The following is a 25,653-nucleotide window of genomic DNA, read 5'->3' on the forward strand; positions in this document are numbered from 1 at the left end:
AGGGCGCCCGATAGACTGCCCGACGGTCCGCCGGACCTGCCCTCGCCTACACTCGTCGGCCCGGCCCGCACCGCTGCCGTCCCGCGGCGCGCCCCGCCCCCACTTCCCAAGACCGCTGGAGTCCTCCATGAGCAAGAAGCCCGTCCGCGTCGCCGTCACCGGTGCCGCCGGCCAGATCGGTTATGCCCTGCTGTTTCGCATCGCCTCCGGCGAGATGCTGGGCAAGGACCAGCCCGTCATCCTGCAGCTGCTGGAAGTGCCGGCCGAAGGCCCGCAGAAGGCGCTCAAGGGCGTGATGATGGAGCTGGAGGACTGCGCCTTCCCCCTGCTGCACGGCATGGAAGCGCACAGCGACCCGATGACGGCGTTCAAGGACACCGACTACGCCCTGCTGGTGGGCAGCATGCCGCGCAAGGCCGGCATGGAGCGCGCCGAGCTGCTGTCGATCAACGGCCAGATCTTCATCGGCCAGGGCAAGGCGCTCAACGCCGTCGCCTCGCGCGGCGTCAAGGTGCTGGTGGTGGGCAACCCCGCCAACACCAACGCCTACATCGCGATGAAGTCGGCGCCCGACCTGCCGCGCGAGAACTTCACCGCCATGCTGCGCCTGGACCACAACCGGGCGCTGAGCCAGATCGCCGCCAAGACCGGCAAGCCGGTGGCGTCGATCAAGAAGCTGTGCGTCTGGGGCAACCACTCGCCGACCATGTACGCCGACTACCGCTTCGCCACCATCGACGGGCAGCCGGTGAAGGACATGATCAACGACCAGGTGTGGAACAAGGACGTGTTCCTGCCCACCGTCGGCAAGCGCGGCGCGGCCATCATCGAGGCGCGTGGCCTGTCGTCGGCCGCCTCCGCCGCCAACGCCGCCATCGACCACATGCGCGACTGGGCGCTGGGCAGCCAGGGCGAGTGGGTGACCATGGGCGTGCCGTCCAACGGCGAGTACGGCATCCCGAAGGACGTGATGTTCGGCTTCCCCGTCACCACCGAGGGCGGCAAGTACAAGATCGTCGAAGGCCTGCCGATCGACGCCTTCAGCCAGGAGTGCATCGACAAGACGCTGGCCGAGCTGAAGGCTGAACAAGACGGTGTGAACCACCTCCTCTGAGTGCTGCACCCGCGCGACGCGCTGTTCGACGACGGCCCGGCCTGGCCGGCGCTGCCGGTGTGCGACCACTACGCCGGTGTCGAGCCGCGCATGCGCAAGAGCCTGGCGCTGCAGGCCGAGCTGGGGCCGGTGTTCGACGTCACGCTGGACCTGGAGGACGGCGCACCCGTCGGCGGCGAACTGGAGCACGCCGACCTCATCGCCGAGCTGGCGACGTCGCCGGGCAACCGTTTCGGCCGTGTCGGCGCCCGGCTGCTGCCGTGGGGCCACCCGCGGTTCGAGGCGGTGGCCGACCGGCTGCTGCAGCGGGCCGGCGGCCGGCTGGCCTACCTGATGCTGCCCAAGGTCGACCGCCTGGACGACCTGCAGGCCGCGGCCGCCGCCCTCGACGGGCTGTGCGATCGCCACGGCCTGGCCCGGCGCATCCCCCTGCACGCGCTGGTCGAATCCGCCCTGGCGGTGCAGCAGGCGCCGGCGCTGGCCGCGCACCCGCGCATCGAGTCGTTGTCCTTCGGCCTGATGGACTTCGTCTCGTCGCACCGCGGGGCCATCGGCCAGGCGGCGATGACCGCGCAGGGCCAGTTCGAGCACCCGCTGGTGCTGCGCGCCAAGCTGGAGATCGCCGCCGCCTGCCACGCGGCACGCAAGGTGCCGTCGCATGGCGTGGTGACCGAGTTCCGCGACCGCAAGGCGCTGGAGGTCGCCGCCCACCGGGCCGCGGCCCAGCTCGGCTTCCTGCGCATGTGGAGCATCCACCCCGACCAGGTGCGGACCATCGTCGAGGCCTTCGCGCCCAGCGCCGCCGAGGTCGACCAGGCGGTCGAGATCCTGCAGGCCGCCCAGGCGGTGGGCTTCGCGCCGATCCGCCACCACCACCATGGCCGCGAACAGCTGCACGACCGTGCCAGCTACCGCTACTTCTGGCAGGTGCTGGAGCGGGCGGAGCGCACCTCGCTGGCCGGCGGGGCGCAGCTGCCGGCCGAGGTTCGCCGCGCGTGGTTCGTCCAGGCGGCCTAACCCGGCCTTGCATTTGGTTGCCAGCCCCGCGCCCGCTGTTGGTCTTCCCTCACACGTCGCGGCGGCAGGCGACCGGACAATGCGGCGTCCTCACGGAGAAGTCATGACCGTCCACACGCCCCTGCACACCGCCCTCTGGCTGGCCCTCGCCCTGACCGCCGGTGCCGCCGGCGCCGCCGAACCGGCCAAGCCCGCCGCGCCGAAGCCGGCCGCCGCCAAGGCCCAGCCGTCCAAGCCGGTCGCCAAGGCCGCCGCCAAGCCGGTGGCGCTGCCCGACCCGGCCCCCGCCACCGCCGAGCAGCTGGAAGCCGCCAAGCTGGTCTACACCGGCGTCAGCGACTGCGAGTTCAAGCAGAACATCCGCATCGACGAAAGCGAGAAGTTCCCCGGCTACATGGTCCTGCGCTGGGAGAAGGCCACCTACACGATGAAGCCGGTGCTCTCCACCACCGGCGCCATGCGGCTGGAGGACGTGCACGGCCAGACGCTGCTGATCCAGATCGGCAACAAGTCCATGCTGATGAACGTCAAGGCCGGCCAGCGGCTGGTCGACGACTGCATCCACCCCAAGCAGCGCGAGGCGATCGAGGCCGCGCGCGCCAACCCCGGCGCCACCACCGCGCTGCTGGTGGCGCCCGACGCGCCGCAGAAGTAGGCCCGTGGCGCCCCGCGGGGGTCCCCCCGCCGCGAGCCGCCCGCCGGGCGGCTTTTTTGTGCCCGTTTGGGGCCCATGGCCGACTTTTTGCGTGTCAGCGTGACCGCCGGTATCGCCTAAGTCTTATATAAGACTTAGAATCTGCGCCTCCCCTTCCCGACCGTCCCGACCTCGGAGTTCCCATGCTGCAAGCCTATCGCCAACATGCCGCCGAACGCGCCGCGCTCGGCATCCCGCCGCTGCCGCTGAGCGCGCAGCAGACCGCCGAGGTCATCGAACTGCTGAAGAACCCGCCGGCCGGCGAGGAGCAGTTCCTGCTCGACCTGCTGACCCACCGCGTGCCCCCGGGCGTGGACGACGCGGCCAAGGTCAAGGCCAGCTTCCTGGCCGCGGTGGCGCATGGCGACATCGCCGTCGGCCTGGTGTCGAAGGCCAAGGCCACCGAACTGCTCGGCACCATGGTCGGCGGCTACAACGTCAAGCCGCTGATCGACCTGCTGGACGACGCCGAGGTGGCGCCCGTGGCCGCCGCCGGCCTGAAGAAGACGCTGCTGATGTTCGACTTCTTCCACGACGTGGCGGAGAAGGCCAAGGCCGGCAACGCCGTCGCCAAGGACGTGATCCGGAGCTGGGCCGACGCCGAATGGTTCACCTCGCGGCCCGAGGTCGACAAGAAGATTACCGTCACCGTCTTCAAGGTGCCCGGCGAGACCAACACCGACGACCTGTCGCCGGCGCCCGACGCCTGGAGCCGGCCCGACATCCCGCTGCACTACCTGGCGATGCTGAAGAACACCCGTCCCGACGCGGCGTTCAAGCCCGAGGAGGACGGCAAGCGCGGCCCGATGCAGTTCATCGAGGACCTGAAGAAGAAGGGCCACCTGGTGGCCTACGTCGGCGACGTGGTCGGCACCGGCTCCAGCCGCAAGTCGGCCACCAACAGCGTGATCTGGGCCACCGGCCAGGACATCCCCTACGTGCCGAACAAGCGCTTCGGCGGCGTCACGCTGGGCGGCAAGATCGCCCCGATCTTCTTCAACACGCAGGAGGACTCGGGCTCGCTGCCGATCGAGGTCGACGTCTCCAAGCTGGAGATGGGCGACGTCATCGACGTGCTGCCCTACGACGGCAAGGTCGTGAAGAACGGCCAGACCGTGGCCGAGTTCAAGCTGAAGAGCGACGTGCTGTTCGACGAGGTGCGCGCCGGCGGCCGCATCAACCTCATCATCGGCCGCTCGCTCACCGCCAAGGCGCGCGAGTTCCTCGGCCTGCCCGCCTCCACCGCCTTCCGACTGCCGGTGGCGCCGAAGGACAGCGGCAAGGGCTTCACCCTGGCGCAGAAGATGGTCGGCCGCGCGGTCGGCCTGCCGGAAGGCCAGGGCGTGCGCCCCGGCACCTACTGCGAGCCGAAGATGACCACCGTCGGCAGCCAGGACACCACCGGCCCGATGACCCGCGACGAGCTGAAGGACCTGGCCTGCCTGGGCTTCTCGGCCGACCTGGTGATGCAGAGCTTCTGCCACACCGCGGCCTACCCGAAGCCGGTGGACGTGAAGACCCACCGCGAGCTGCCGGCCTTCATCAGCAACCGCGGCGGCGTCTCGCTGCGCCCGGGCGACGGCGTGATCCACAGCTGGCTCAACCGCCTGCTGCTGCCCGACACCGTGGGCACCGGCGGCGACAGCCACACCCGCTTCCCCATCGGCATCAGCTTCCCGGCCGGCTCCGGCCTGGTGGCCTTCGGCGCGGCCACCGGCGTCATGCCGCTGGACATGCCCGAGTCGGTGCTGGTGCGCTTCAAGGGCCAGATGCAGCCCGGCGTCACGCTGCGCGACCTGGTGCACGCCATCCCGCTGTACGCCATCAAGGCCGGGCTGCTGACGGTCGCCAAGGCCGGCAAGAAGAACATCTTCTCCGGCCGCATCCTGGAGATCGAGGGCCTGCCCGACCTGAAGGTGGAACAGGCCTTCGAGCTGTCCGACGCCAGCGCGGAGCGCTCGGCCGCCGGCTGCACGATCAAGCTCAACAAGGCGCCGGTGATCGAGTACCTGACCTCGAACATCGTGCTGATGAAGAACATGATCGCCGACGGCTACCAGGACAAGCGCACGCTGGAGCGCCGCATCCAGAAGGTGGAGGCCTGGCTGGCCGACCCGCAGCTGCTGGAGGCCGACCAGGACGCCGAGTACGCCGCCGTCATCGAGATCGACCTGGCGGACATCAAGGAGCCCATCCTCTGCTGCCCCAACGACCCGGACGACGCCAAGTTCCTGTCCGACGTGGCCGGCACCAAGATCGACGAGGCCTTCATCGGCTCCTGCATGACCAACATCGGCCACTTCCGCGCGGCGGCCAAGCTGCTCGGCGGTGAGCGCGACATCCCGGTCAAGCTGTGGGTCGCGCCGCCGACCAAGATGGACGAGAGCGAGCTCATCAAGGAAGGCCACTACGCCAACTTCGGCGCCGCCGGCGCGCGCACCGAGATGCCCGGCTGCAGCCTGTGCATGGGCAACCAGGCGCAGGTGCGCGAAGGCGCGACGGTGGTCAGCACCTCCACCCGCAACTTCCCGAACCGCCTGGGCAAGAACACCAACGTGTTCCTCGCCTCGGCCGAGCTGGCCGCCATCGCCTCCAAGCTGGGCAAGATCCCGACTGTGGCCGAGTACCACCAGGCCATGGGCATCATCAACAAGGACGCCGCCAGCGTGTACCGCTACATGAACTTCGACCAGATCGAGGAGTACGCGGACACGGCCAAGGCGGTGACGGTCTGACCCTGCCACGGCGTTGACCCGGACGGCCCGCTTCGGCGGGCCGTTTGCGTCTGCACGACCTCCGCATGACCCTCGCACCACGCCCGGCCGCCGCCGCCCGGGGACGACCGGGATGACGGCGGGCTACGGCAGGACCGTCGCCACGCTGGGCACCGCCCAGCTGCTGGCCTGGGCCTCCTGCTACTACCTGCCGGCGATGCTGGCGGCGCCGATGGCGCGCGACCTCGGCGTCTCGCAGCCCACGGTGTTCGCCGCCTTCAGCGCGGCGCTGGCGGTCTCCGCCCTGCTCGGCCCCAGGGCCGGCGCCGCCATCGACCGCTGGGGCGGCCGGCCGGTGCTGATGGCGACCAACCTGTGCTTCGTGGTCGGCCTGGCGGCGCTGGCCGCGGCCCAGGGCCCGGTGAGCCTGTTCGCCGCCTGGCTGCTGCTCGGCCTGCCCATGGGCGCCGGCCTGTACGAAGCCGCCTTCGCCACGCTGGTGCGGCTGTACGGGCACGAGGCGCGCAACGGCATCACCGGCATCACCCTGATCGCCGGCTTCGCCAGCACGCTGAGCTGGCCGCTGACGGCCGGGCTGGAGGGCGCGGTCGGCTGGCGCGGCGCCTGCCTGGCCTGGGCCGCCATCCACCTGCTGCTGGCGCTGCCGCTGAACGCCTCGCTGCCCCGCGTCGCCGCGCCGGCCGCGCCGACCGCGGTGCCCGAGGTGCCGCCGGCGGTGCCGACGACGCCGCCGCCTTCGCTGTGGCCGACGATCGTGCTGTCGTTCGTCTTCGCGGCCGCCTGGTTCACCACCACCGCGATGGCCACCCACCTGCCGCAGCTGCTGCAGGCGGCCGGCTCGACGCCGGCCCAGGCGGTGCTGGTGGGCGCGCTCATCGGGCCCGCCCAGGTGGCCGCCCGGCTGCTGGACTTCAGCCTGCTGCGCCGGCTGCACCCGCTGCTGTCGGCGCGCCTGGCGGCGGCGGCGCACCCGCTGGGCGCCGCGCTGCTGGCGGCGATGGGGCCGACGGCCGCGCCGTTCTTCGGCGTGCTGCACGGCGCCGGCGCCGGCATGCTGACCATCGCCAAGGGCACGCTGCCGCTGGTGTTCTTCGGCGCCCAGGGTTACGGCCAGCGGCAGGGGCTGCTGGTGGTGCCGGGCCGCCTGGCGCAGGCGCTGGCGCCCTGGCTGTTCGGCATCGCCCTGCAGCACTGGGGCCTGGGCGCGCTGGCGCTGTCGGCCGGGCTGGGCCTGTTGGCGCTCGGCGCGCTGTTCCTGCTGCCGCCGGTGCGTGCCGCCGCCCGGTGAGGCCCCGGCTCAGACCTCCGGCGCGATCTGCTCGGCCCAGTCGTACAACGCGCCGAGGATGGCCTGGCCACGATCGTCGGCGTCCTCGCTCAGCGCATCGATGCGCTCGAAGAAGGCCTGCAGCGTGACCGCCCCGCCGGCGCCTTCCAGCAGCCGGGCGGCGCGGTGCCGCTGCCAGCGTTCGGTGCCGGTGTCGTCCAGCGTCTCGGGAAAATTGCGGGCCCGGTAGCGGAAGACCAGTTCCTCCAGCCGCGGATCGTCGAAGCCGAGCCGCGCCTCGGCCAGCCGCTGGGGCGACAACGCCCGCAACCGCGCCAGCCGCTGGCGGTCGGCGTCACCGACCAGGCCGCCGTACAGGTCCTCGTCGACGTCGGTCGCACCGTCGCGCGCCGGGCGGCTGAACACGTCGCGCCAGCGGTCGGCCAACCGGGGCGACAGCGCCCGCGCCGTCTGCGCACGGCGCAGCCCTGCGGTCAGGTCCAGCCCCCAGCGCTCGGCCATCGGCGGCGACAGCGTGCGCAGGTTGGAGATCACCACCGGCGACTTGTTGAGGTGGATGGTCTTGATCGGCAGCCGCGTCACGCCCTCGGGCAGGTCCTGCGCCTTGACGAACAGCCGTTCCCGGATGGACTGCGCGTCCAGCCCCTCGAGTTCGGCCGGGTCCTGGGCCAGGTCCCAGACGATGAGTTCGTTGCGGTTGGTCGGGTGCGGTGCCAGCGGCCACACCAGCGCCAGCCCGCCGCGTTCGGTGCCGTACATGCCGCTGATGTGCAGGAAGGGCCGGTCGACGCCGATCTCGTCGAGCACCGCGGCGCGCTTGCGCAGGCGCAGGCAGAAGTCCCACAGCCGCGGCTGCAGCGACCGGATCCTGCGCGCCAGCGCGATGGTGGCGCGCACGTCGGACAGCGCGTCGTGCGCGGCCTCGTGCGCCAAGCCGTTGGCGGCGCTCAGGTGTTCCAGCTTGAACGACGGCCGGCCGTCGTCGTGCTTCGGCCATTCGATGCCGTCGGGCCGCAACGCGTACGTGCAACGCACGACGTCGAGCAGGTCCCAGCGCCCGCAGTCCTGCTGCCATTCCCGGCCGTAGGGGTCGATCAGGTTGCGCCAGAACAGGTGGCGCGTCACCTCGTCGTCGAAGCGCAGCGTGTTGTAGCCCACGCCGACGGTGGACGGCCGGGCCAGCTCGCGCTCGATGGCGGCGGCGAAGGCGTGCTCGGGCAGGCCGTGTTCGGCGCAGTGCTGCGGCAGGATGCCGGTCAGCAGGCAGCTCTCCGGGTCGGGCAGGCGGTCCAGCGGCGGCCGGCAGTACAGCATCACCGGCTCGCCGACCTCGTTCAGTTCGGCATCGGTGCGCAGCCCGGCGAACTGCGCCGGCGCATCGCAGCGGGGGTTCGCGCCGAAGGTTTCGTAGTCGTGCCAGAAGAAGCTGAAGTCCGGGCCGCAGGCGCTGTTGGCGTTCATGCGCGTCACCATACTGCAAGGCCTCCGCACCGCGCCTCGCCGACGAACCCTGGCGCAAACCCACCCCCTATGTCGAACGATGGGCGGGACTCAGCGCACGGCCAAAGATGCACCCCTTTTCGACCGCAAAAGGGAGTGCGCCATGACGCAGAAGCTGTTGCTGGTCCGCGGGGATGCGGGCGACGAAGTGGAGGCGCTGCGGCAGCGCCTGCGCGAGGTGCTGGGCACCGACGGCGAGGGCTTCCCCTCGCTGCAGGCCGACGGCACGCCGATCGGCGAGGACTTCGTCGCCGCGGTGCGGCTGTGGCAGTCGGGCGTCGGGCTGCTGGCCGACGGCATCGTCGGGCCGCGCTGCCAGCTGCTGCTGGGCCTGCGCCCGCCGGTGGACCTGGCGCTCAAGCTCAACCTGGCGTCGGTGGGGCGGCTGTTCCCGGCGACCAAGCCGGCCAACATCGCCCGCTACCTGCCCTACGTCGAGGCCGCGCTCAGCGCCACCGGGCTGACCGACCGCGCCGGCGTGCTCGCCGCGCTGGGCACCATCCGCGCCGAGACCGAGGGCTTCGTGCCCATCGCCGAGCTGCCCTCGCGCTTCAACACCCCGCCCGGCCGGCCGCCCTTCAGCGCCTACGACGACCGGCCCAAGTACGGCCATTCCACCCCCGGCGACGGCGAGCGCTACCGCGGCCGCGGCTTCGTGCAATTGACGTGGAAGGTCAACTACCAGCGCTACGGCGACGAACTGGGCGTGGACCTGGTCGGACAGCCGGACCTGGCCAATGCGCCGGAGGTGGCCGCGGTGGTGCTGTGCCTGTTCCTGGCGCACCGCTCGACCAAGCTGCGCGCGGCGGTGGCCGAAGGTGACCTCGCCGCGGCGCGCAAGCTGGTCAACGGCGGCAGCCACGGGCTGGATCGCTTCTCCGACGTCTTCGAACGCGCCGAGACGCTGTGGCCGGTGGCCGTGGCGGGGAACGGCCGCGCCGGCCGCAGCCGGGCCATCGCCGCCGCGCCGTCGCGCACCAGTTCCAAGGTGCGCAAGGACAGCGTCGACCTGCGCGACCGCAGCTACCTGCCGCCGGCGCTGTCGCTGCCCGACGTCTGCCCGTCCGACGAGGAGGTCAAGCGCTTCCTGCCGGCCTACACCGGCGCCGGCCTGATCCTCGACCAGGGGCAGGAGGGCGCGTGCACCGGCTTCGGCCTGGCCTGCGTCGTCAACTACCTGCGCTGGGTCAAGGGCGGGCACCCGGGCGCCCTGCCCTCGGTCAGCCCGCGCATGCTCTACACCCTGGCGCGTCGCTACGACGAGTACGAGGGCGAGAACTACGAAGGCTCCAGTTGCCGCGGTGCCATCAAGGGCTGGTTCCACCACGGCGTGTGCCTGGCCGACGACTGGCCCTACGAGCCCGAGCGCACCAGCCCGCCGCGCTACGGCTACGCCCGCCGCGCGGCACAGCTCAGCCTGGGCGTGTACTACCGGGTGGAGCTGGGCTCCATCACCGACCTGCAGGCCGCCATCGCCCAGCACCGCGCGGTGTTCGCCTCCGCCTTCACCCACGACGGCTGGGACCGCCTGTCCCAGCACCAGAGCAAGCCGCCCAAGGGCCATGCCGACCTGCCGGTCATCCCCTTCGACGGCCGGCCGTCGCAGACCAACGGCCATGCCTTCGCGCTGGTGGGCTACAACGGCGACGGCTTCGTCATCCAGAACTCCTGGGGCACCGGCTGGGGCGCCGGCGGCTTCGGCGTCATCACCTACGCCGACTGGCTGGCCAATGCGATGGACGCCTGGGTGGTGGCGCTGGGCGTGCCGGGGGTGGTGGCCGGCAGGCTGGCCGAGGGCGTGCTGCGCGGCGGCCGCAGCCAGGCGACGGTGGACACCTCCGCCTGGTGGGACGAGGCCCGGGCCTACCGCCACAGCGTGGTGCTGGGCAACGACGGCCGGGTGGCCCGCTACCTGACCGAGGACGAGGCGCCGCGCAAGCTGCAGCACCAGGTGGGCGTGCTGCCCGACCGCTGGTTCCGCGAGCAGCCGGCCGACGCGCCCAAGCGGCTGCTCATCTACGCCCACGGCGGCCTGAACAGCGAGGCCGCCGCCGTGCAGCGCGCCCGCGCCATGGGCCGCTACTTCCTCGGCAACGGCTGCTACCCGCTGTTCCTGGTCTGGAAGACGGGGCTGCTCGAATCCATCGGCGACCTGCTGGCCGACCGCTTCCGGCGCGAGGACGCCCGCGCCGGCGGCTGGATCAGCGAGCAGACCGACCTGCTGGTCGAGAAGTCGATCGGCCGGGTGTTCGCCCGGCCGCTGTGGAGCGAGATGAAGGAGAACGCGCAGCTGGCCTTCGAGGCCCGGCGCGGCGGCACGCTGCTGGTCGACGCGCTGCAGTCGCTGGCGGCGGCCTGGGGCGACCGCTTCGAGCTGCACCTGGCCGGCCACTCCGCCGGCTCGATCGCCCTCGGCCACCTGCTGGCGCAGCTCAACCACCGTCAGGCCGCGGGCGAGGACCACGGGCTGCGCGCCGCGCTGCGCTCGGTGCACCTGTACGCGCCGGCGTGCTCAGTGGCCTTCGCCCAGGCCCACTACGGCCAGGACGCCGACCTGATGCAGCGGCTGCACCTGGACGTGCTGTCCGACGAGGCCGAGCGCGACGACAGCGTGGCCGGCATCTACCGCAAGTCGCTGCTGTACCTGGTGGCCAATGCCCTGGAGCCCGACCTGCGCACACCCATCCTCGGCATGGCCCGGGTGGGCGACGCAGCCGACCGCGGCTGGGACGGCAGCTCCAACACCGGCGAGGTGCTGGCCGGCTGGCGCCAGAGCGCCGCGGCGGCCGAGCTGGCCAGCCGCACCACGGTGCTGCCCGGCGGGCGCATCACCGTGGCGCAGGCCGACGGCCGGCCGGTGGAGCAGCCCGTCAGCCACGGCAGCTTCGACAACGACATCGGCGTCATCGGCCGCACGCTGGCCCGGGTCACGGGCCGCGACGACCCGGCCGCGCTGCCGCTGCCGGTGACGGACCTGCGGGGGGTTCTAGGAGGCACCCGCGCGGGGGTGGCGCCCGGTCCCCCGGGCGCCGACGGCACCAGTCAGCCCCCCGCGGTCGGCCGCTTGCGTGCCGGCGGCACCGGCATCGGCGACACCGGCACCGGCTCGGCCGCCGCGGCGCCGCCGCGCTGGTCGAGTGCGTCGCTCATGCCCATCAGCACGCCGCTGACCAGCGTGGCGTAGCTGTCCATCAGCGCCTGCGTGGCCTTGACGCTGGCCGCCCGCGTCTCGCGGAAGGCGTCCTGCATGCCGCGCAGCTGGCTGGTCACCTGCTCGACGATCTGGCTGGCCTGCTGGCCCGACTGGCTGCCGCCGGCCTGCAGCCGCTCCAGCACGGCACCCCATTGCGCCGCCACCTGGTCGCTGGCGGACTGGCCCGCCTTCTCGATGGCTTCGAGGAAGCCGTCCTCCATGCGCTCCAGCTCGTCGAGGGCCTTCTTCAGCGGCTTGCCCTGCACGTCCGCGCCCTGCTGGATCAACCGCTGCATCGCGACCCGGTGCGCTTCCACCGCCTGCAGCAGCGCCTGGTCCATGCCGGACACGGCGGTGTCCAGCAGCTGGGTGGCATCGGTCTGGCCCATGCCGCTCTGCGCCACGCCGGCACCGGCCGCCTTGGCCACCGACTGCAGCACGTTGCGCACGTTCTTCAGCGTCATCTCCCGGCTCTGCAGCGCGGTGAGCGTGGCCTGGGTGACGGCCTTGCGCAGCTGTTCGGTCTGCTGCGCGCTGGCGGTGGAAAACAGGTCGACCAGCGCTTGCTGGTCGATCAGGGACTTGGCCATGGCGGATCTCCTGGTGGGTGGCAGCCGGTCGACCGCAGGACGGAGGACACGGGCGCCGAAGGAACGACGCCAGCACCATACCGCGGCCCGCCGCGCCGGGGAACGGCACCCACCCTGGCGCGGCCGACGTGGGCGCGCGGTCTTCGTCATCGGCGCCGGACACGGTATTTGCTACCGTGCGGTGTTGTGCCGGGGCCGCCGCCCCCGCGCCCGCCTTCGCGACCGCCCCCTTGGAGCCCGCCATGCCCGCACCCCACGCCTTCGCCGACACCCTGCAGCGCTTCACCACCGCCTCGGGCGCCGGGGGGCAGTTCTACTCGCTGCCGGCGCTGGCGCAGTCGCTGCCCGGGGTCCGGCGGCTGCCGGTGTCGCTGCGGCTGGTGCTCGAATCGGTGCTGCGCAACTGCGACGGCAAGAAGGTGACCGCCGAGCACGTCAAGGCGCTGGCCAACTGGCAGCCGAAGTCGCCGCGCACCGAGGAGATCCCCTTCATCGTCGCCCGCGTGGTGCTGCAGGACTTCACCGGCGTGCCGCTGCTGGCCGACCTGGCCGCCATGCGCAACGTGGCGGCGGACATGCAGCGCAACCCGAAGACCATCGAGCCGCTGGTGCCGGTGGATCTGGTGGTCGACCACTCGGTGATGATCGACCACTACCGGGGCAAGGATTCCCTGGACCTGAACATGAAGCTGGAGTTCTCGCGCAACCTGGAGCGCTACCAGTTCATGAAGTGGGGCATGCAGGCCTTCGACACCTTCCGCGTGGTGCCGCCGGGCTTCGGCATCGTGCACCAGGTCAACCTCGAGTACCTGGCGCGCGGCGTGCACAAGACGGCCGACGGGGTCCACTACCCCGACACCCTGGTCGGCACGGACAGCCACACGACGATGATCAACGGCATCGGCGTCGTCGGCTGGGGCGTCGGCGGCATCGAGGCCGAGGCCGGCATGCTGGGCCAGCCGGTCTACTTCCTGACGCCGGACGTGGTGGGCTTCGAGCTCACCGGCGCCCTGCGCGAAGGCGTCACCGCCACCGACCTGGTGCTCACCGTCACCGAGATCCTGCGCAAGGAGAAGGTGGTCGGCAAGTTCGTCGAGTTCTTCGGCGAGGGCACCGCCTCCATCGGCGTGCCCGACCGCGCCACCATCGGCAACATGGCGCCGGAGTACGGCGCCACCATGGGCTTCTTCCCGGTCGACGAGAAGACCATCGCCTACTTCCGCGGCACCGGCCGCACCGACGCGGAGATCGAGGCCTTCGAGGCCTACTTCAAGGCACAGGGCCTGTTCGGCGTGCCGAAGTCGGGCGACATCGACTACAGCCAGGTGGTGACGCTGGACCTGTCCACGGTGGTGCCGTCGGTGGCCGGTCCCAAGCGCCCGCAGGACCGCATCCCGCTCGACCAGCTCAGCGCCAGCTTCGACAAGCTGTTCAGCCTGCCGGTGGACAGCAACGGCTTCGGCCAGCCGCCCGCCAAGCTGAAGGACGAGTACCCGGCGGCCAACGGCGTCCAGCTGCACCACGGCGACGTGCTCATCGCGGCCATCACCTCCTGCACCAACACCTCGAACCCGAGCGTGCTGCTGGCCGCCGGCCTGCTCGCGAAGAAGGCGGTGGAGGCAGGGCTCACCGTCTCGCCGCACATCAAGACCTCGCTGGCGCCGGGCTCGCGCGTGGTCACCGACTACTACACCAAGACCGGCCTGCTGCCCTACCTGGAGCAGCTGGGCTTCGCGGTGGCGGCCTACGGCTGCACCACCTGCATCGGCAACGCCGGCGACCTGGTGCCCGAGTTCAACGAGACCATCGCCCAGCACGAACTGGTGTGCGCGGCGGTGCTGTCGGGCAACCGCAACTTCGAGGCGCGCATCCACCCCAACATCAAGGCCAACTTCCTGGCCAGCCCGCCGCTGGTGGTGGCCTACGCGATCGCGGGCAGCGTGCGCCGCGACCTGATGACCGAGCCCCTGGGCACTGGCAAGAACGGACAGCCGGTGTTCCTCAAGGACATCTGGCCGACCAGCCAGGAGGTGCACGACCTGCTGAAGTACGCCCTCGACCCCGAGGGCTACCGCAGCAACTACGACCGGGTGACGAAGGACCCGGGCGAGCTGTGGTCGCGCATCAAGGGCGTGGCCGGCCAGGTCTACGACTGGCCGACCAGCACCTACATCGCCCGCCCGCCCTTCTTCGACGGCTTCACCATGCAGCCCCAGGCGCAGGAGAAGGGCGTCAAGGGCGCGCGCATCATGGCGCTGTTTGGCGACTCGATCACCACCGACCACATCTCGCCGGCGGGCTCGATCAAGGAGGCCTCGCCCGCCGGGCAGTACCTGAAGTCGCACGGCGTGATGAAGGCCGACTTCAACAGCTACGGCTCGCGCCGCGGCAACCACGAGGTGATGGTGCGCGGCACCTTCGCCAACGTGCGCATCAAGAACCTCATGATCCTGCCGCGCGAGGACGGCAGCCGGGTCGAGGGCGGGCTGACGATCTACCAGCACGAGGGCGCGGGCGACGGTCCGACCGGAGGCGCAACCGCAGCTCCGAGGAAGGGCGAGCAGGTCTTCATCTACGACGCCGCCATGGCCTACATGAAGGCCGGCGTGCCGACGGTGGTCTTCGCCGGCGAGGAGTACGGCACCGGCTCGTCCCGCGACTGGGCGGCCAAGGGCACGCAGCTGCTGGGCATCAAGGCGGTGGTGGCGCGCAGCTTCGAGCGCATCCACCGTTCCAACCTGGTCGGCATGGGCGTGCTGCCGCTGCAGTTCCGCGGCACCGACAGCTGGAACACGCTGAAGCTGTGGGGCGACGAGTCGATCGACATCGTCATCGACGGCGACATCCGGCCGCAGGGCGAGGCCCGGCTGGTGGTGCACCGTGCCGACGGCAGCACCACCGAGTTGCCGCTGACGGTGCGCATCGACACGCCGATCGAGGTCGACTACTACCAGCACGGCGGCATCCTGCCCTTTGTCCTCAGGCAGCTGCTGGCCGCCTGAGGACTCCAGGCAGGGCCTGGGCCTTCGGGGCCGCGGGCCGGCCGGCCCGCGGGGCCTCTGCCGCAGCCGCTCGTTGACGGAAACGACCCTCCGCTGCGCCATCATCGGCGCGTGGAGCCGTTCAAGAACCTCATCAACCCCGGCCTGGTGCGGGCCATGGCCACGCACCTGGCCCGGGTGTCTCGGGCCTTCGACCGGCCGCGGTTCGAGGCGGGGGCGCTGGCGGGCCTGGAAGCGCTGGAACTCAAGGCCCGGGCGCTGCACGTGTGCGACGCGCTGGAAGCCGCGCTGCCCAACGACTTCGCGACCGCCGCCGGGGCGCTGACCGCCGCGCTCGGGCCTGCCGGCGAGGGCGACGACCTCTCCACCCTGCGGACGGGCGACGCCGGCCTGGGCGGCTGGGCGGTGTGGCCGATGAGCGAGTACGTCGCCCGCCATGGCCATGCCGACGTGCCGCTGGCGCTGCAGACGCTGCACGCGATGACGCAGCGGTTCTCGGCCGAATGGGCCATCCGGCCGTTCATCCAGCGCCACCCCGACACCACCTTCGCCACCCTGCAGCGCTGGACCACCGACCCGAGCGCCCATGTGCGGCGGCTGGTGAGCGAAGGCAGCCGGCCCCGCCTGCCCTGGGGGCTGCAGCTGAAGGCGCTGATCGTCGACCCCTCGCCGACGCTGCCGCTGTTGCGTGCGCTGCAGGACGACGAGAGCGCCTACGTCCGGCGCAGCGTCGCCAACCACCTGAACGACATCGCCAAGGACCACCCGGCGTTGGTGGTGCAGTGGCTGCACGACCACCTGCCCGGGGCGCCCGCGCCGCGCCAGGCGCTGCTGCGCCATGCCTGCCGGACGCTGGTCAAGCAGGGGCACCCTCAGGTGCTGCAGGCCTGGGGCCTGGGCACGCCGCTGCGCGGCGAGGCACGGCTCACGCTGTCCGCCGACCGGGTGGTGGTGGGCGGCTCGCTGCGCCTGGAGGTGCGGCTGCAGTCGACCCGCCGACGCGGCGACCAGGCGCTGGTCATCGACTACGCGGTGCACCACGTCAAGGCCCGTGGCGGCACTTCGGCCAAGGTGTTCAAGGGCTGGCGCTGCACCCTGGCGCCGGGGCAGTCGGTCACGCTGTCGCGGCCGCATTCGTTCAAGCCGATCACCACCCGTCGCTACCACGCCGGGCGGCACCGCATCGAGCTGCTGGTCAACGGCCGGGTCGAGGCCGAGGCAGCGTTCGAGCTGGCGCTGTAGGCGCCGCTCCGGTCAGCGTCGCGCCGACCAGTCCGCGGGGTCGAAGCCCACCGTCAGCCTGCCGTCGCCCCAGGCCACCACCGGCCGCTTGATGACGCTGGGCTGCGCCAGCATCAGCGCGCGGGCGCCGGCCGCATCGCCGGCGGCGACCTTGGCCGCGTCGTCGAGCTTGCGCCAGGTGGTGCCCTGGCGGTTGAGCAGCCGCTCCCAGCCCAGTTGCGCCAGCCAGGCGTCGAGGCCGTCCGCCGGCACGCCGGCCTTCTTGAAGTCGTGGAAGCGGTGGGTGATGCGGTGCTCGTCCAGCCAGGCGCGGGCCCGCTTGACGGTGTCGCAGTTCGGGATGCCGTAGAGGGTGACGTCGGCCATGCCGGCGAGCATAGCCCGCTAGAACATGCTGCGACGCCGGCCGCACATCGGGTCGGGGCCCATGCCGGTGCTGGTGACGGTGCCCTGCGTGTCCACCGACGCCTGGAACCAGGTGCAGAAGGGCGACACGTGGCGCCAGGACCAGACCTCGTCCGGCTGCCAGCCGCCGCGGCGGCGCTCCGACGGCCGCCCGATCAGGGCCTGCACCTGCTGCACCGTCATGCCGGGCTCGATGCGCATGAACTGCCGCTCGTCCAGCACCTGCTCGACCCGGGTGACACGGCCCTGCGCGTCGAGGTCGACCATGAACGACTGCTTGCCGAAGGGCGGGTGCGAATACTCCAGCCGGGTGCCGCCGTCGGGCGCGGGGTGGCGCGCGGCCGGCGGGCCCATCCGGGCGATCACCTGCTCGGCGCTGATGCCGGGCTGGATGCTGCGGTCGGGGTAGCCGGCGCAGCCGGCGAGCACCGCCGCCGCGGCCAGCAGCACGGGAAGGGAACGCGATCGGCACGACGTCATGGCTGGGCTCCTCGCCATTCGAGACCCCGATCGTGGCAACGGGCGGACCGGCGTGCGCCACCGGCTCAGGATGCCCGACCCTGCCATCCGGGCTCTGGCACCACGGCGCGCTCGCGCAGCCGTCGGCGGCGCTCGGTGAGCCGCTCGAACGGGAACAGGCTGCCCAGCGAGCCGGCCACCGACGACAGGCTGCCCACGGTGCGGACGGCCTCCAGCGCGAACTCCTGCATGACCACCCGCTCGCTGACCTCGCGCCCCTCGGTCACCCGCGACAGCGCGTGCATCACGTACAGCCCCAGCAGGACGGACAGAGCGAACAGGAACTCCCAGTGGGCGAAGCTGACCACCGCCCACTCGCCCTGGGCCCCGGGCGAGGCCCAGCGGACCACCGCCGACAGCTCGCTGGCCTGCAGCGCCTCGGCCATGGCGCCGGCGGCGATCGGCGCCAGACCGCCGGCGGCGGCCGACACCAGGCCGATCGCGGCCAGGAAGGCGGTGCCCTCGCCCTGCGGCGCCAGCTTCAGGCCGAGGTTGCCGGTGGCCAGGGCGATGCCGCCGGTGGCCACGCCCATCACCAGGTGCAGGCCGGCCAGCACCGCCAGCCGGGTCGCCGCACCGGCGAAGACGTCGACGAACACCAGCGCCAGCAGGCAGGCGAAGTACCCCGGCAGCGCCACCGACAGCACGGCCTTGTTGGTCAGCCGGTCGGACAGCCGGCCCCACAGGTACAGCGTCAACGCGTTGGCGCCCTGGCTGAGCACCCACAGCCCGGTCACCGTGCTGAGCGGCAGGCGCAGCTGCTGCAGCAGGAAGACGGTGAGGAAGGGAGCTGTGAGGTTGGACGCCAGGTTCCAGGCCCCGAGGAAGACCAGCAGCCGGCGGAAGTTGCGCTCCCGGAACGGCGCCGCCAGCCGCCGGCGCAGCGACCCCAGCGGCCCGGCGTCGGCCATGCACGGCTCCGGCGCGCGGGCCAGGTAGAAGGAGCTGACGAAGCCGCTGAGGCCGGCCAGCAGGAAGCACAGGCTGTACGGGTGCAGGCCGAGGTCGGACCCGAGGCCGTCGACCAGCGCTCCCGCGGCCAGCGTGCCGACGCAGGACAGCACGGTGCCCCACAGCAGGCGCCGGGCGAAGAACCCGCCGAGCGCCGTCCCGGGGATCAGCTGGTGCAGCCAGGCGTTCACCGCACAGGCGCCCACCGCGTGCAGCAGGGCGATGGCCACCTGCAGCGCCAGCAGCCAGCGCAGCGCCTGCGCCGGCGAAGCCAGCAGCGGCAGCAGCGCGGTGGCCAGGATGAGCCCGCGCGCGGCGGTGAGGGCCAGCACCGCGATGCGCTGGCGTCGCCGCACCCGCTCGATCAGCAGCGTGGCGGGCAGCTGGGCCGCCTGCGCCAGCACCGGGATGGCGGCGAGCAGGCCGACCGCCAGCGGCCCCGCGCCGAGCGACAGCGCGAAGGCCACCAGGATCACCCCGCCGGAGAAGGCCCCGGCGACGCTGGCCCAGGCCAGGTCGCGCACCAGGTCCTGCTGGCCGCGCGCCAGGCGATCGGGGGTGACGGTGGCCAGCGGGGGCGACAGCAGCGGCATGGGGCTCGGGGAACGAAAAAGGGCCGGTACGAGACCGGCCCTTTCCAGCAGGCGGCGAGCCCACGCCGGGTGGCGCGGCCCGGCCCGTCCGTCACTCCACCGCGCCCGCCGTGCAGGAGCCGGTGTTGCGCGCCCGGCCGCGCTGGTCGGTGGCGGGGCAGTTGCTGCCGGCGCCGCGCGCCGGGCTGTTGGCCGCCGGCGCCAGGGTCGGCGTCGGCCCGCCGTTGTCCTGCAGCGCGGTCAGCAGCAGCGGGTCGGTGAAGTGGATGCCGTTGACGCAGGGGGTGTCCGCCGCGCCGCCGGTCGAGCGGTTGCGCGGCCACTGCTGGTTGCCGCTGCCGTTGCCCGGCGTGAAGAAGCACTGCATCGGGTTCCACGGGTCCAGCGTGGTGTTGTGGACGAACAGCGTGTTGTGCACGCCGCCGTCGAAGTTGCCGGCCACCGCGCCGCTGAAGTAGCCCGCGCCGCCGGTGGACCGGTTGAAGGCGAAGGTGACGTTGCGGACGACGCTGTCGCCGGTGTTGCCGTTCAGCCCCAGCGCGCCACCGAGCCCGGTGGTGGCGGTGTTGCCAGCGAAGGTGCTGTTGACGATGTTCAACCGGCTGCGGTCCAGCTGCGCCGCGCCATAGGTCCTCGCGCTGTTGTTGGCGAAGGTCGAGGCGGTGATGTCCAGCGGCTGCGAGTTCAGGATGAACAGCGCGCCGCCCTGTCGGGCCTGGTTGCCTTCGAACAGGCTGCGGTCGAGCGTGGTGCGGCGGGCGCTGAAGTTGGCCGTGCGGCCCAGCGCGCCGGCCAGCTCGTTGGCCCGGTTGTTGATGAAGCGCGAGCCGCAGACCACCTGGTCGGTGTCGTCGCTGCCGTCGATGCCGATGGCACCCGCGTTGCCGCCCGCCCCGCCCTGCCCGGCATGGCCCACGCCGGGGCAGCTGGCCACCGCGCCGCTGGCGTAGTTCTGCCCGGTGCCGGTGGCGCTGTTGCCGTCGAACACGCTGTTGACGATGCGGCCGTTGCTCTGCAGCAGGCCGATGGCGCCCGAGTTCGAACCCGAGTTGCCGACGAAGCGGGAGCCGACCACGGTGACGTCCAGCGAGCCCAGCGCGTAGATGCCGCCGCCGCCGACGTCGGGGCCGGGCGAGGCCGCCGCGTTGTCGCGGAACACCACGTCGATGACGTGCAGCCGCGCGTCGCGCACCTCGATGGCCGCGCCGGCGCCGCCGGCGAAGCCGTAGGCGCACTGCGGGTTGCCCGGGTTGGGCGCCACGTAGCCGGTGCCCGGCGCCTTGCCGTTGGCCAGGGTGATGCGCTGCAGCGTCAGGCCGAGGTTGTTCGTGCGGTAGTTGCTCTGCCACAGCCGCAGCAGCCGCACGCTGTTGCCGCCGTCCAGCGTGACCAGGCCACCGCCGTCGATCACCGAGTTGCGGTTGGTCGGGATGTCCAGCGTGCGGGTCAGGCGGATGGTGGCGGGCGCCGCGCCGCAGTTGAAGGTGACCGCGGCGTTGTTGGCCACGGCGTTGCGCAGCGCGTCCTCGGTGCAGCTGGCCGGGCTGCCGTTGCCGACCACCGCGGCGCCGGCGGTGCTCGCCAGGCCGATGGGCGGCGTGCAGACCTGCGGCGTCGCGGCCACGGGCGACGGTGTGGGGGCCGGCGTGGGGGCCGGCGTGCTGCCGGCCACCAGCTCGCAGCGCTTGGTCACGCCGTAGGCCGGGTCGCCGCCGAAGAACGCGTTGCTGCACTGGCCACTGCCGGTGACGGCGCGGCTGAGCCAGCGCGTGTCGGCGCCATAGCGCACGGTCTGCGTGCCGCTGACGCTGAAGGACTGGTACTCGTTGGCCAGGAAGGTGGCATCGGTGCTGCCCGGCACCAGCTCGCAGCGCTTGGCCAGGCCGGCGGCCGGGTCGCTGCCGAAGAAGGCGTAGGTGCATTCGCCGCTGCCGTTGACCGTCTTCGTCACCCAGCGGCCCTCGGTGCCGAAGCGCACGCTCTGCGCGCCGTTGGTGCTGAAGCCCTGCCATTCGTTGGCCAGCAGGTTCTCGGCGCCGACCGGCACCAGTTCGCAGCGCTTGGCGTAGCCGTAGGCCGGGTCGTTGCCGAAGAAGGCGTTGGTGCACTGGCCGCCGTTGTAGAGCGTCTTCACCACCCAGCGGTTGTCCAGACCGTAGCGCACCGTCTGCACGCCGCCGAAGGAGAAGCTGCCGCCTTCGGCGGCCAGCGGGCTGGTGGTGACCGCGGCGAGCACCGTGCGGGTGGTCTGCTGCTCCGGCGTGCCGGACGCTTCGTCGCTGGACGAGACCGCCGCGGCCGACGTGCCGACCGCGGTGCCGTCGTCACCGCCACCCCCGCAGCCGATCAGGCCGGCGGCCGCGGCCAGTGCGAGCGCCAGGGGCGCGAGGGGACGGCGCAGGGGGGCGCCGAGGAGGACGGGGGAAGAGGCGAAAAGCGCCTGGACAGGGACAAGCGGATGGAAGGTACTGCGGGTCATCTCGCGACGCGGTCTGCGGGGCCGATAGGGGCGCGCAGTGTCGTGGCCGCTTCCGCGGGACCTTTAACGCGGCAGGTTTCAAACGTGTCACGACACCCTGGGTTACCCGGGGCGTAACGGAAGGCAGGCGGGGGCGGCCGTGCAGGTCGGGCCACGGCGCCGCCGTGCGGCCCAGGCCCGGGCGCCGCCGTGCACGTCAGGCCACGGCGCCGCCCTGCGGACCGCCGGCCAGCGGCACCGCGGCCGTCTCGGCCGCGCCGTCGCGCACCGAGGTGTCGTGCCGTTCGTAGGTGCCGATCAGGCAGCCGCTGGCGATGGCCTGCTCGGCCAGCACCCGCAGCACCTCGTCGCGGCCCGGCGTGGCGGACCAGGCCGTCGGGCCGGCCAGCGCGAAGACCTGGAAGGCGTAGCGGTGCACGCCGTGGCCCGGCGGCGGGTCGGGTGGCAGCCAGCCCGCGCGGAGATACGAGTTGCGACCAAGACGCCCCGATGGGTCAGGGCCGGCGTGACGGTTCAGGGCAGATTCCGGCAGCGACCCGTCGCCGGTGGGCAGGTCAGCGGCGATGGCGTGCACCAGCGGATGGGGCGTCGGCGAGTCGGCGTCCTCCACCAGCAGCAGCACCGACGTGGCCGCCGGCGGCACGCCGGTCCAGGCCAGGGGCGGGGAGCGGCCCTCGCCGTCGGCGGTGTAGAGCGCAGGGATCGGCCCATGGTCGACGAAGGCCAGGCTGCTGACCTGCAGGGCGCCCTGGCCCTGCCTCAGCGGCAGGCGCCAGAAGGCCAGTTCGTCGAGGCCGGCGCGGCGGTCGCGCAGCGCATGGCCGAGGGCGTCGGGCAGCTTCTCGAGCATGCGTCCATCACGGCAAGCGGTGTACCGACGCGGCGGCTCCGGGCGATGGCACAGAAAGCAGAAAGCCCCGCCGATCAATCGATCGACGGGGCTCGGGTGTTGGCGGAGTCGGAGGGATTCGAACCCTCGATGCAGGTTTTGCCCACATACTCCCTTAGCAGGGGAGCACCTTCGGCCACTCGGTCACGACTCCAGCGCAGGCCGGCATTCTAACCAGCCGCGCGGCATTCACATCAGGCGGCCTGCTCCAGGTCGAACGCCTTGTGCAGCGCCCGCACGGCCAGCTCCATGTACTTCTCGTCGATGACGACGCTGGTCTTGATCTCGCTGGTGGTGATCATCTGGATATTGATCCCCTCCTCGCTCAAGGTGCGGAACATGGTGCTCGCCACGCCGGCGTGGCTGCGCATGCCGATGCCGACGATGGACACCTTGCAGATCTTGGTGTCGCCGGTGATCTCGCGCGCGCCGGTGGCGCCGGCCACCTGCGTCTTCAGCAGGTCCATCGCGCGCTGGTAGTCGTTGCGGTGCACGGTGAAGGAGAAGTCGGTCTTCCCGTCGTGCGACACGTTCTGGATGATGACGTCCACGTCGATGTTGGCCGCGGCCACCGCACCCAGGATCTGGTAGGCGATGCCCGGCTTGTCGGGCACGCCCATCACGGTGATCTTGGCTTCGTCGCGGTTGAAGGCGATGCCCGAGACAACGGCTTGTTCCATCTTTTCGTCTTCCTCGAAGGTGATCAGGGTGCCGGACTTGGCCTCCTCGGCCAGGTCGATGTCCCAGGGCGTGAAGCTGGACAGCACGCGCAGCGGCACCCGGTACTTGCCGGCGAACTCGACCGAGCGGATCTGCAGCACCTTGGAGCCGAGGCTGGCCATCTCCAGCATCTCCTCGAAGCTGATGGTCTGCAGCCGGCGCGCCTCCGGCACGATGCGCGGGTCGGTGGTGTAGACGCCGTCGACGTCGGTGTAGATGAGGCACTCGTCGGCCTTCATCGCCGCCGCCACCGCCACCGCGGAGGTGTCGGAGCCGCCGCGGCCCAGCGTGGTGATGTGGCCCTGCCCGTCGACCCCCTGGAAGCCGGTGATGACGACCACCTTGCCGGCGGCCAGGTCGGCGCGCACGCGGCTGTCGTCGATGCTCTCGATGCGCGCCTTGGTGTAGGCCGAGTCGGTCTTGATCGGCACCTGCCAGCCGTTGTAGCTCACTGCCTGCAGGCCCTCGGCCTGCAGCGCCAGCGACAGCAGGCCCACGGAGACCTGCTCGCCGGTGCAGGCGATCATGTCCAGCTCGCGCATGACGGCCTCGTCCACCTTCTGCGGCTGCACTTCCTTGGCCAGGCCGAGCAGGCGGTTGGTCTCGCCGCTCATGGCCGACGGCACCACCACCAGCTGGTGGCCGGCGCGCACCCATTTGGCGACCCGCTTGGCGACGTTGCGGATGCGCTCGGTGGACCCCATCGAGGTGCCGCCGTACTTGTGAACGATCAGGGCCATGGACGTGGAAAGGATGAGGCGGCCTCGCGGCTCGCAAACCCGCGATTCTAGTTCGCGCCCTGCCCTCCCGCGGTCCAGCGCAACCAGCCGCCCTGACGCACCAGCCGGCCCTGCGGCACCGGCCAGGTCGCCCCCGAACGCGCCTTCGCCAGTTCGGCCGGCAACCGCTGCAGCAGCGAGAAGGGCACGCCCAGCGGCAGCCGCGGCGCCAGCCAGTCGCGCAGCAGCAGCGCCTGCTGCGCCGGGCTGAAGCGCTGCAGGCGCTCGATGGGCAGCGCCTCGCCGTCGGGCCGCCCGTCCAGCAGGTCGAGCAGGCTGGCGGCGGTCCAGTCCCGCAGCGCCTGGGCCTGCAGCGCGGCATGGCGGGCGCTGGCGTGGAGCTGGGCCTCGGCCTCGGGGAAGGCCTGCACCAGCGCCGGCCAGACCCGCTGCCGCAGCCGACTGCGGCCGTATGCGTCGCCCTGGTTGCTGGGGTCGTCGACGTAGCGCAGGCGGTGCCGGCGCACGTACGCCTCGATGGCCGAACGCGGATGGTCCAGCCAGGGCCGGGCCCAGGTCAGCCCGTCCTGGCGCCATTGCCCGCGCATCGCCGCGGCCGCGGTGAGGCCGCCGCCGCGCAACGCCTGCAGCAGCACGGTCTCGGCCTGGTCGGTGCGGTGGTGGCCGAGTAGGAGCAGGCCGGCATGCGCCTCCCGCGCCATGCGGGCCAGCGCGGCATAGCGCTCGCGCCGGGCCCAGGCCTCGACGCTGTCGCCCGGCGCCGGCGCGCCGGCCAGCCGGGTGACATGGCACTCGAGCGGCGCCCCGGCCGCGGCCCAGCGGGCGCACTGGCGCTGCACATGGCGCACCCACCGGTCGGCGTCCGGCTGCAAGCCGTGGTGCACGTGCAGCGCCGCCACCCGCAGGCGCAGCGCCCGCGCCTGCGCACACACGGCGTGCAGCAGCGCGGTCGAATCGCGGCCGCCGCTGTGGGCGACCGCGACGGTCTTCATCGGTGCCTCAGTGGTCCTTGGTGTCGCCGAAGCGGCCGTACGACTGCAGCCGCTCGTAGCGGCGCTGCAGCAGCTCCTTCGGCTTCAGGTCGAGCAGCAGCCGCAGCGAGTCGTTGAGCGCGCGCTTGAGCTGCGAGGCCATCAGCTTGGTGTCGCGATGGGCGCCGCCCACCGGCTCGGCGACGATCTTGTCGATCAGCCCCAGCGCCTTGAGGCGGTGGGCGGTGATGCCCAGCGCCTCGGCCGCGTCGGCGGCGCGGTCGGCGGTCTTCCACAGGATGGAGGCGCAGCCCTCGGGCGAGATCACCGAGTACACCGAGTACTGCAGCATCAGCACCTGGTCGGCCACGCTGATGGCCAGCGCGCCACCGGAGCCGCCCTCGCCGATGATGGTGGTGATGATGGGCACCTCGAGCTGCGCCATCTCGAAGATGTTGCGGCCGATGGCCTCCGACTGGCCGCGTTCCTCGGCGCCGATGCCGGGGTAGGCGCCCGGCGTGTCGACGAAGGTGAACACCGGCAGGCCGAACTTCTCGGCCAGCTTCATCAGCCGCAGCGCCTTGCGGTAGCCCTCCGGCCGCGACATGCCGAAGTTGCGCAGCCCGCGCTCCTTGGTGTCGCGGCCCTTCTGGTGGCCGACCACCATGCAGGCCTGGCCGTTGAAGCGGGCCAGGCCGCCGACGATGGACAGGTCGTCGGCGAAGTGGCGGTCGCCGTGCAGTTCCTGGAAATCGGTGAACACCTCGTTCACGTAGTCCAGCGTGTAGGGCCGCTGCGGGTGGCGGGCGATCAGCGTCACCTGCCAGGGTGTCAGCTTGGCGTAGATGTCCTTGGTGAGCTGCTGGCTCTTCTTGTCCAGCCGGTCGATCTCTTCGGAGATGTCGACCGCGGACTCGCTCTGAACGTAGCGCAGCTCTTCGATCTTCGATTCCAGCTCCGCGATGGGCTGCTCGAACTCGAGGAAGTGTCTTTTGCTCATGATGTCTGCCC

General features: G+C 72.0%; 17 protein-coding genes, 1 tRNA gene and 1 pseudogene. 8 read left to right on the forward strand and 11 right to left on the reverse strand.

The features are described from left to right. Nucleotides 1–127 precede the first annotated feature (127 nt). The 5 genes from LRS07_RS15340 to LRS07_RS15360 all read left to right on the forward strand — a co-directional run bounded on the left by LRS07_RS15340 (nt 128) and on the right by LRS07_RS15360 (nt 6,848). Nucleotides 128–1,114 (forward strand): malate dehydrogenase, encoded by a 987-nt coding sequence (locus LRS07_RS15340; RefSeq protein WP_260498857.1) that lies wholly within the window; start codon nt 128–130, stop codon nt 1,112–1,114. Then, entirely contained in the window at nt 1,115–2,131 is a 1,017-nt protein-coding gene (locus LRS07_RS15345; protein WP_260498858.1) for an HpcH/HpaI aldolase/citrate lyase family protein, read from the forward strand. Nucleotides 2,132–2,234: 103 nt separating this feature from the next. Next, nucleotides 2,235–2,786, forward strand: a complete 552-nt coding sequence (locus LRS07_RS15350; protein ID WP_260498859.1) for a hypothetical protein — start codon at nt 2,235–2,237, stop codon at nt 2,784–2,786. A gap of 182 nt (nt 2,787–2,968) precedes the next feature. After that, nucleotides 2,969–5,560, forward strand: a complete 2,592-nt coding sequence (gene acnB, locus LRS07_RS15355) for a bifunctional aconitate hydratase 2/2-methylisocitrate dehydratase (RefSeq protein WP_260498860.1) — start codon at nt 2,969–2,971, stop codon at nt 5,558–5,560. Between the two features lie 112 nt (nt 5,561–5,672). After that, the gene (locus LRS07_RS15360) at nt 5,673–6,848 is read left to right on the forward strand and encodes an MFS transporter (protein ID WP_260498861.1); all 1,176 of its coding nucleotides are present in this window, start codon (nt 5,673–5,675) and stop codon (nt 6,846–6,848) included. 9 nt (nt 6,849–6,857) lie between these two features. Here the strand turns inward: LRS07_RS15360 and sbcB are convergent, their stop codons facing one another. Beyond that, nucleotides 6,858–8,309, reverse strand: coding sequence for an exodeoxyribonuclease I (gene sbcB, locus LRS07_RS15365; protein WP_260498862.1), 1,452 nt, complete (start codon nt 8,307–8,309; stop codon nt 6,858–6,860). A 142-nt stretch (nt 8,310–8,451) separates the two neighbouring features. Here sbcB and LRS07_RS15370 point away from each other — a divergent pair. Next, nucleotides 8,452–10,044, forward strand: a pseudogene (locus tag LRS07_RS15370) (glycoside hydrolase family 19 protein); the annotation flags it as partial. A gap of 1,346 nt (nt 10,045–11,390) precedes the next feature. Here the strand turns inward: LRS07_RS15370 and LRS07_RS15375 are convergent. Next, entirely contained in the window at nt 11,391–12,131 is a 741-nt protein-coding gene (locus tag LRS07_RS15375) for a DUF6781 family protein (RefSeq protein ID WP_260498863.1), read from the reverse strand. A 242-nt stretch (nt 12,132–12,373) separates the two neighbouring features. Here LRS07_RS15375 and acnA point away from each other — a divergent pair, with 242 nt between their 5' ends. Beyond that, nucleotides 12,374–15,133: an aconitate hydratase AcnA gene (gene acnA / locus LRS07_RS15380; RefSeq protein ID WP_260498864.1), complete on the forward strand. Its 2,760-nt coding sequence runs from the start codon at nt 12,374–12,376 to the stop codon at nt 15,131–15,133. A 111-nt stretch (nt 15,134–15,244) separates the two neighbouring features. Then, a complete protein-coding gene (locus LRS07_RS15385) occupies nt 15,245–16,375 on the forward strand; it encodes a DNA alkylation repair protein (protein ID WP_260498865.1) in 1,131 nt (376 codons plus the stop codon). A gap of 12 nt (nt 16,376–16,387) precedes the next feature. On the opposite strand, the gene LRS07_RS15390 is transcribed toward LRS07_RS15385, so the two are convergent. The 9 genes from LRS07_RS15390 to LRS07_RS15430 all read right to left on the reverse strand — a co-directional run bounded on the left by LRS07_RS15390 (nt 16,388) and on the right by LRS07_RS15430 (nt 25,642). Further along, nucleotides 16,388–16,741 carry an ArsC family reductase gene (locus LRS07_RS15390; protein ID WP_260498866.1) on the reverse strand — a complete coding sequence of 118 codons (354 nt, stop codon included), beginning with the start codon at nt 16,739–16,741 and terminating at the stop codon, nt 16,388–16,390. Between the two features lie 18 nt (nt 16,742–16,759). Then, nucleotides 16,760–17,260: a hypothetical protein gene (locus LRS07_RS15395; RefSeq protein ID WP_260498867.1), complete on the reverse strand. Its 501-nt coding sequence runs from the start codon at nt 17,258–17,260 to the stop codon at nt 16,760–16,762. Nucleotides 17,261–17,325: 65 nt separating this feature from the next. Further along, nucleotides 17,326–18,843: an MFS transporter gene (locus LRS07_RS15400; RefSeq protein WP_260498868.1), complete on the reverse strand. Its 1,518-nt coding sequence runs from the start codon at nt 18,841–18,843 to the stop codon at nt 17,326–17,328. A 91-nt stretch (nt 18,844–18,934) separates the two neighbouring features. After that, nucleotides 18,935–21,322: a choice-of-anchor Q domain-containing protein gene (locus LRS07_RS15405; protein WP_260498869.1), complete on the reverse strand. Its 2,388-nt coding sequence runs from the start codon at nt 21,320–21,322 to the stop codon at nt 18,935–18,937. Between the two features lie 196 nt (nt 21,323–21,518). Then, nucleotides 21,519–22,172, reverse strand: coding sequence for a YbhB/YbcL family Raf kinase inhibitor-like protein (locus LRS07_RS15410; RefSeq protein WP_260498870.1), 654 nt, complete (start codon nt 22,170–22,172; stop codon nt 21,519–21,521). A gap of 100 nt (nt 22,173–22,272) precedes the next feature. Further along, nucleotides 22,273–22,365 (reverse strand) — tRNA-Ser (locus LRS07_RS15415). A 40-nt stretch (nt 22,366–22,405) separates the two neighbouring features. Further along, entirely contained in the window at nt 22,406–23,671 is a 1,266-nt protein-coding gene (locus tag LRS07_RS15420) for an aspartate kinase (protein WP_260498871.1), read from the reverse strand. A 47-nt stretch (nt 23,672–23,718) separates the two neighbouring features. Beyond that, complete coding sequence (gene tilS / locus LRS07_RS15425) at nt 23,719–24,663, reverse strand: tRNA lysidine(34) synthetase TilS (RefSeq protein ID WP_260498872.1); 945 nt, start codon at nt 24,661–24,663, stop codon at nt 23,719–23,721. Between the two features lie 7 nt (nt 24,664–24,670). Beyond that, on the reverse strand, nt 24,671–25,642 hold the full coding sequence (locus tag LRS07_RS15430) for an acetyl-CoA carboxylase carboxyltransferase subunit alpha (RefSeq protein ID WP_260498873.1): 972 nt from the start codon (nt 25,640–25,642) through the stop codon (nt 24,671–24,673). Nucleotides 25,643–25,653 lie beyond the last annotated feature (11 nt).

Source organism: Aquabacterium sp. J223 (genome assembly GCF_024666615.1).
Taxonomy (GTDB): Bacteria; Pseudomonadota; Gammaproteobacteria; order Burkholderiales; family Burkholderiaceae_C; genus J223.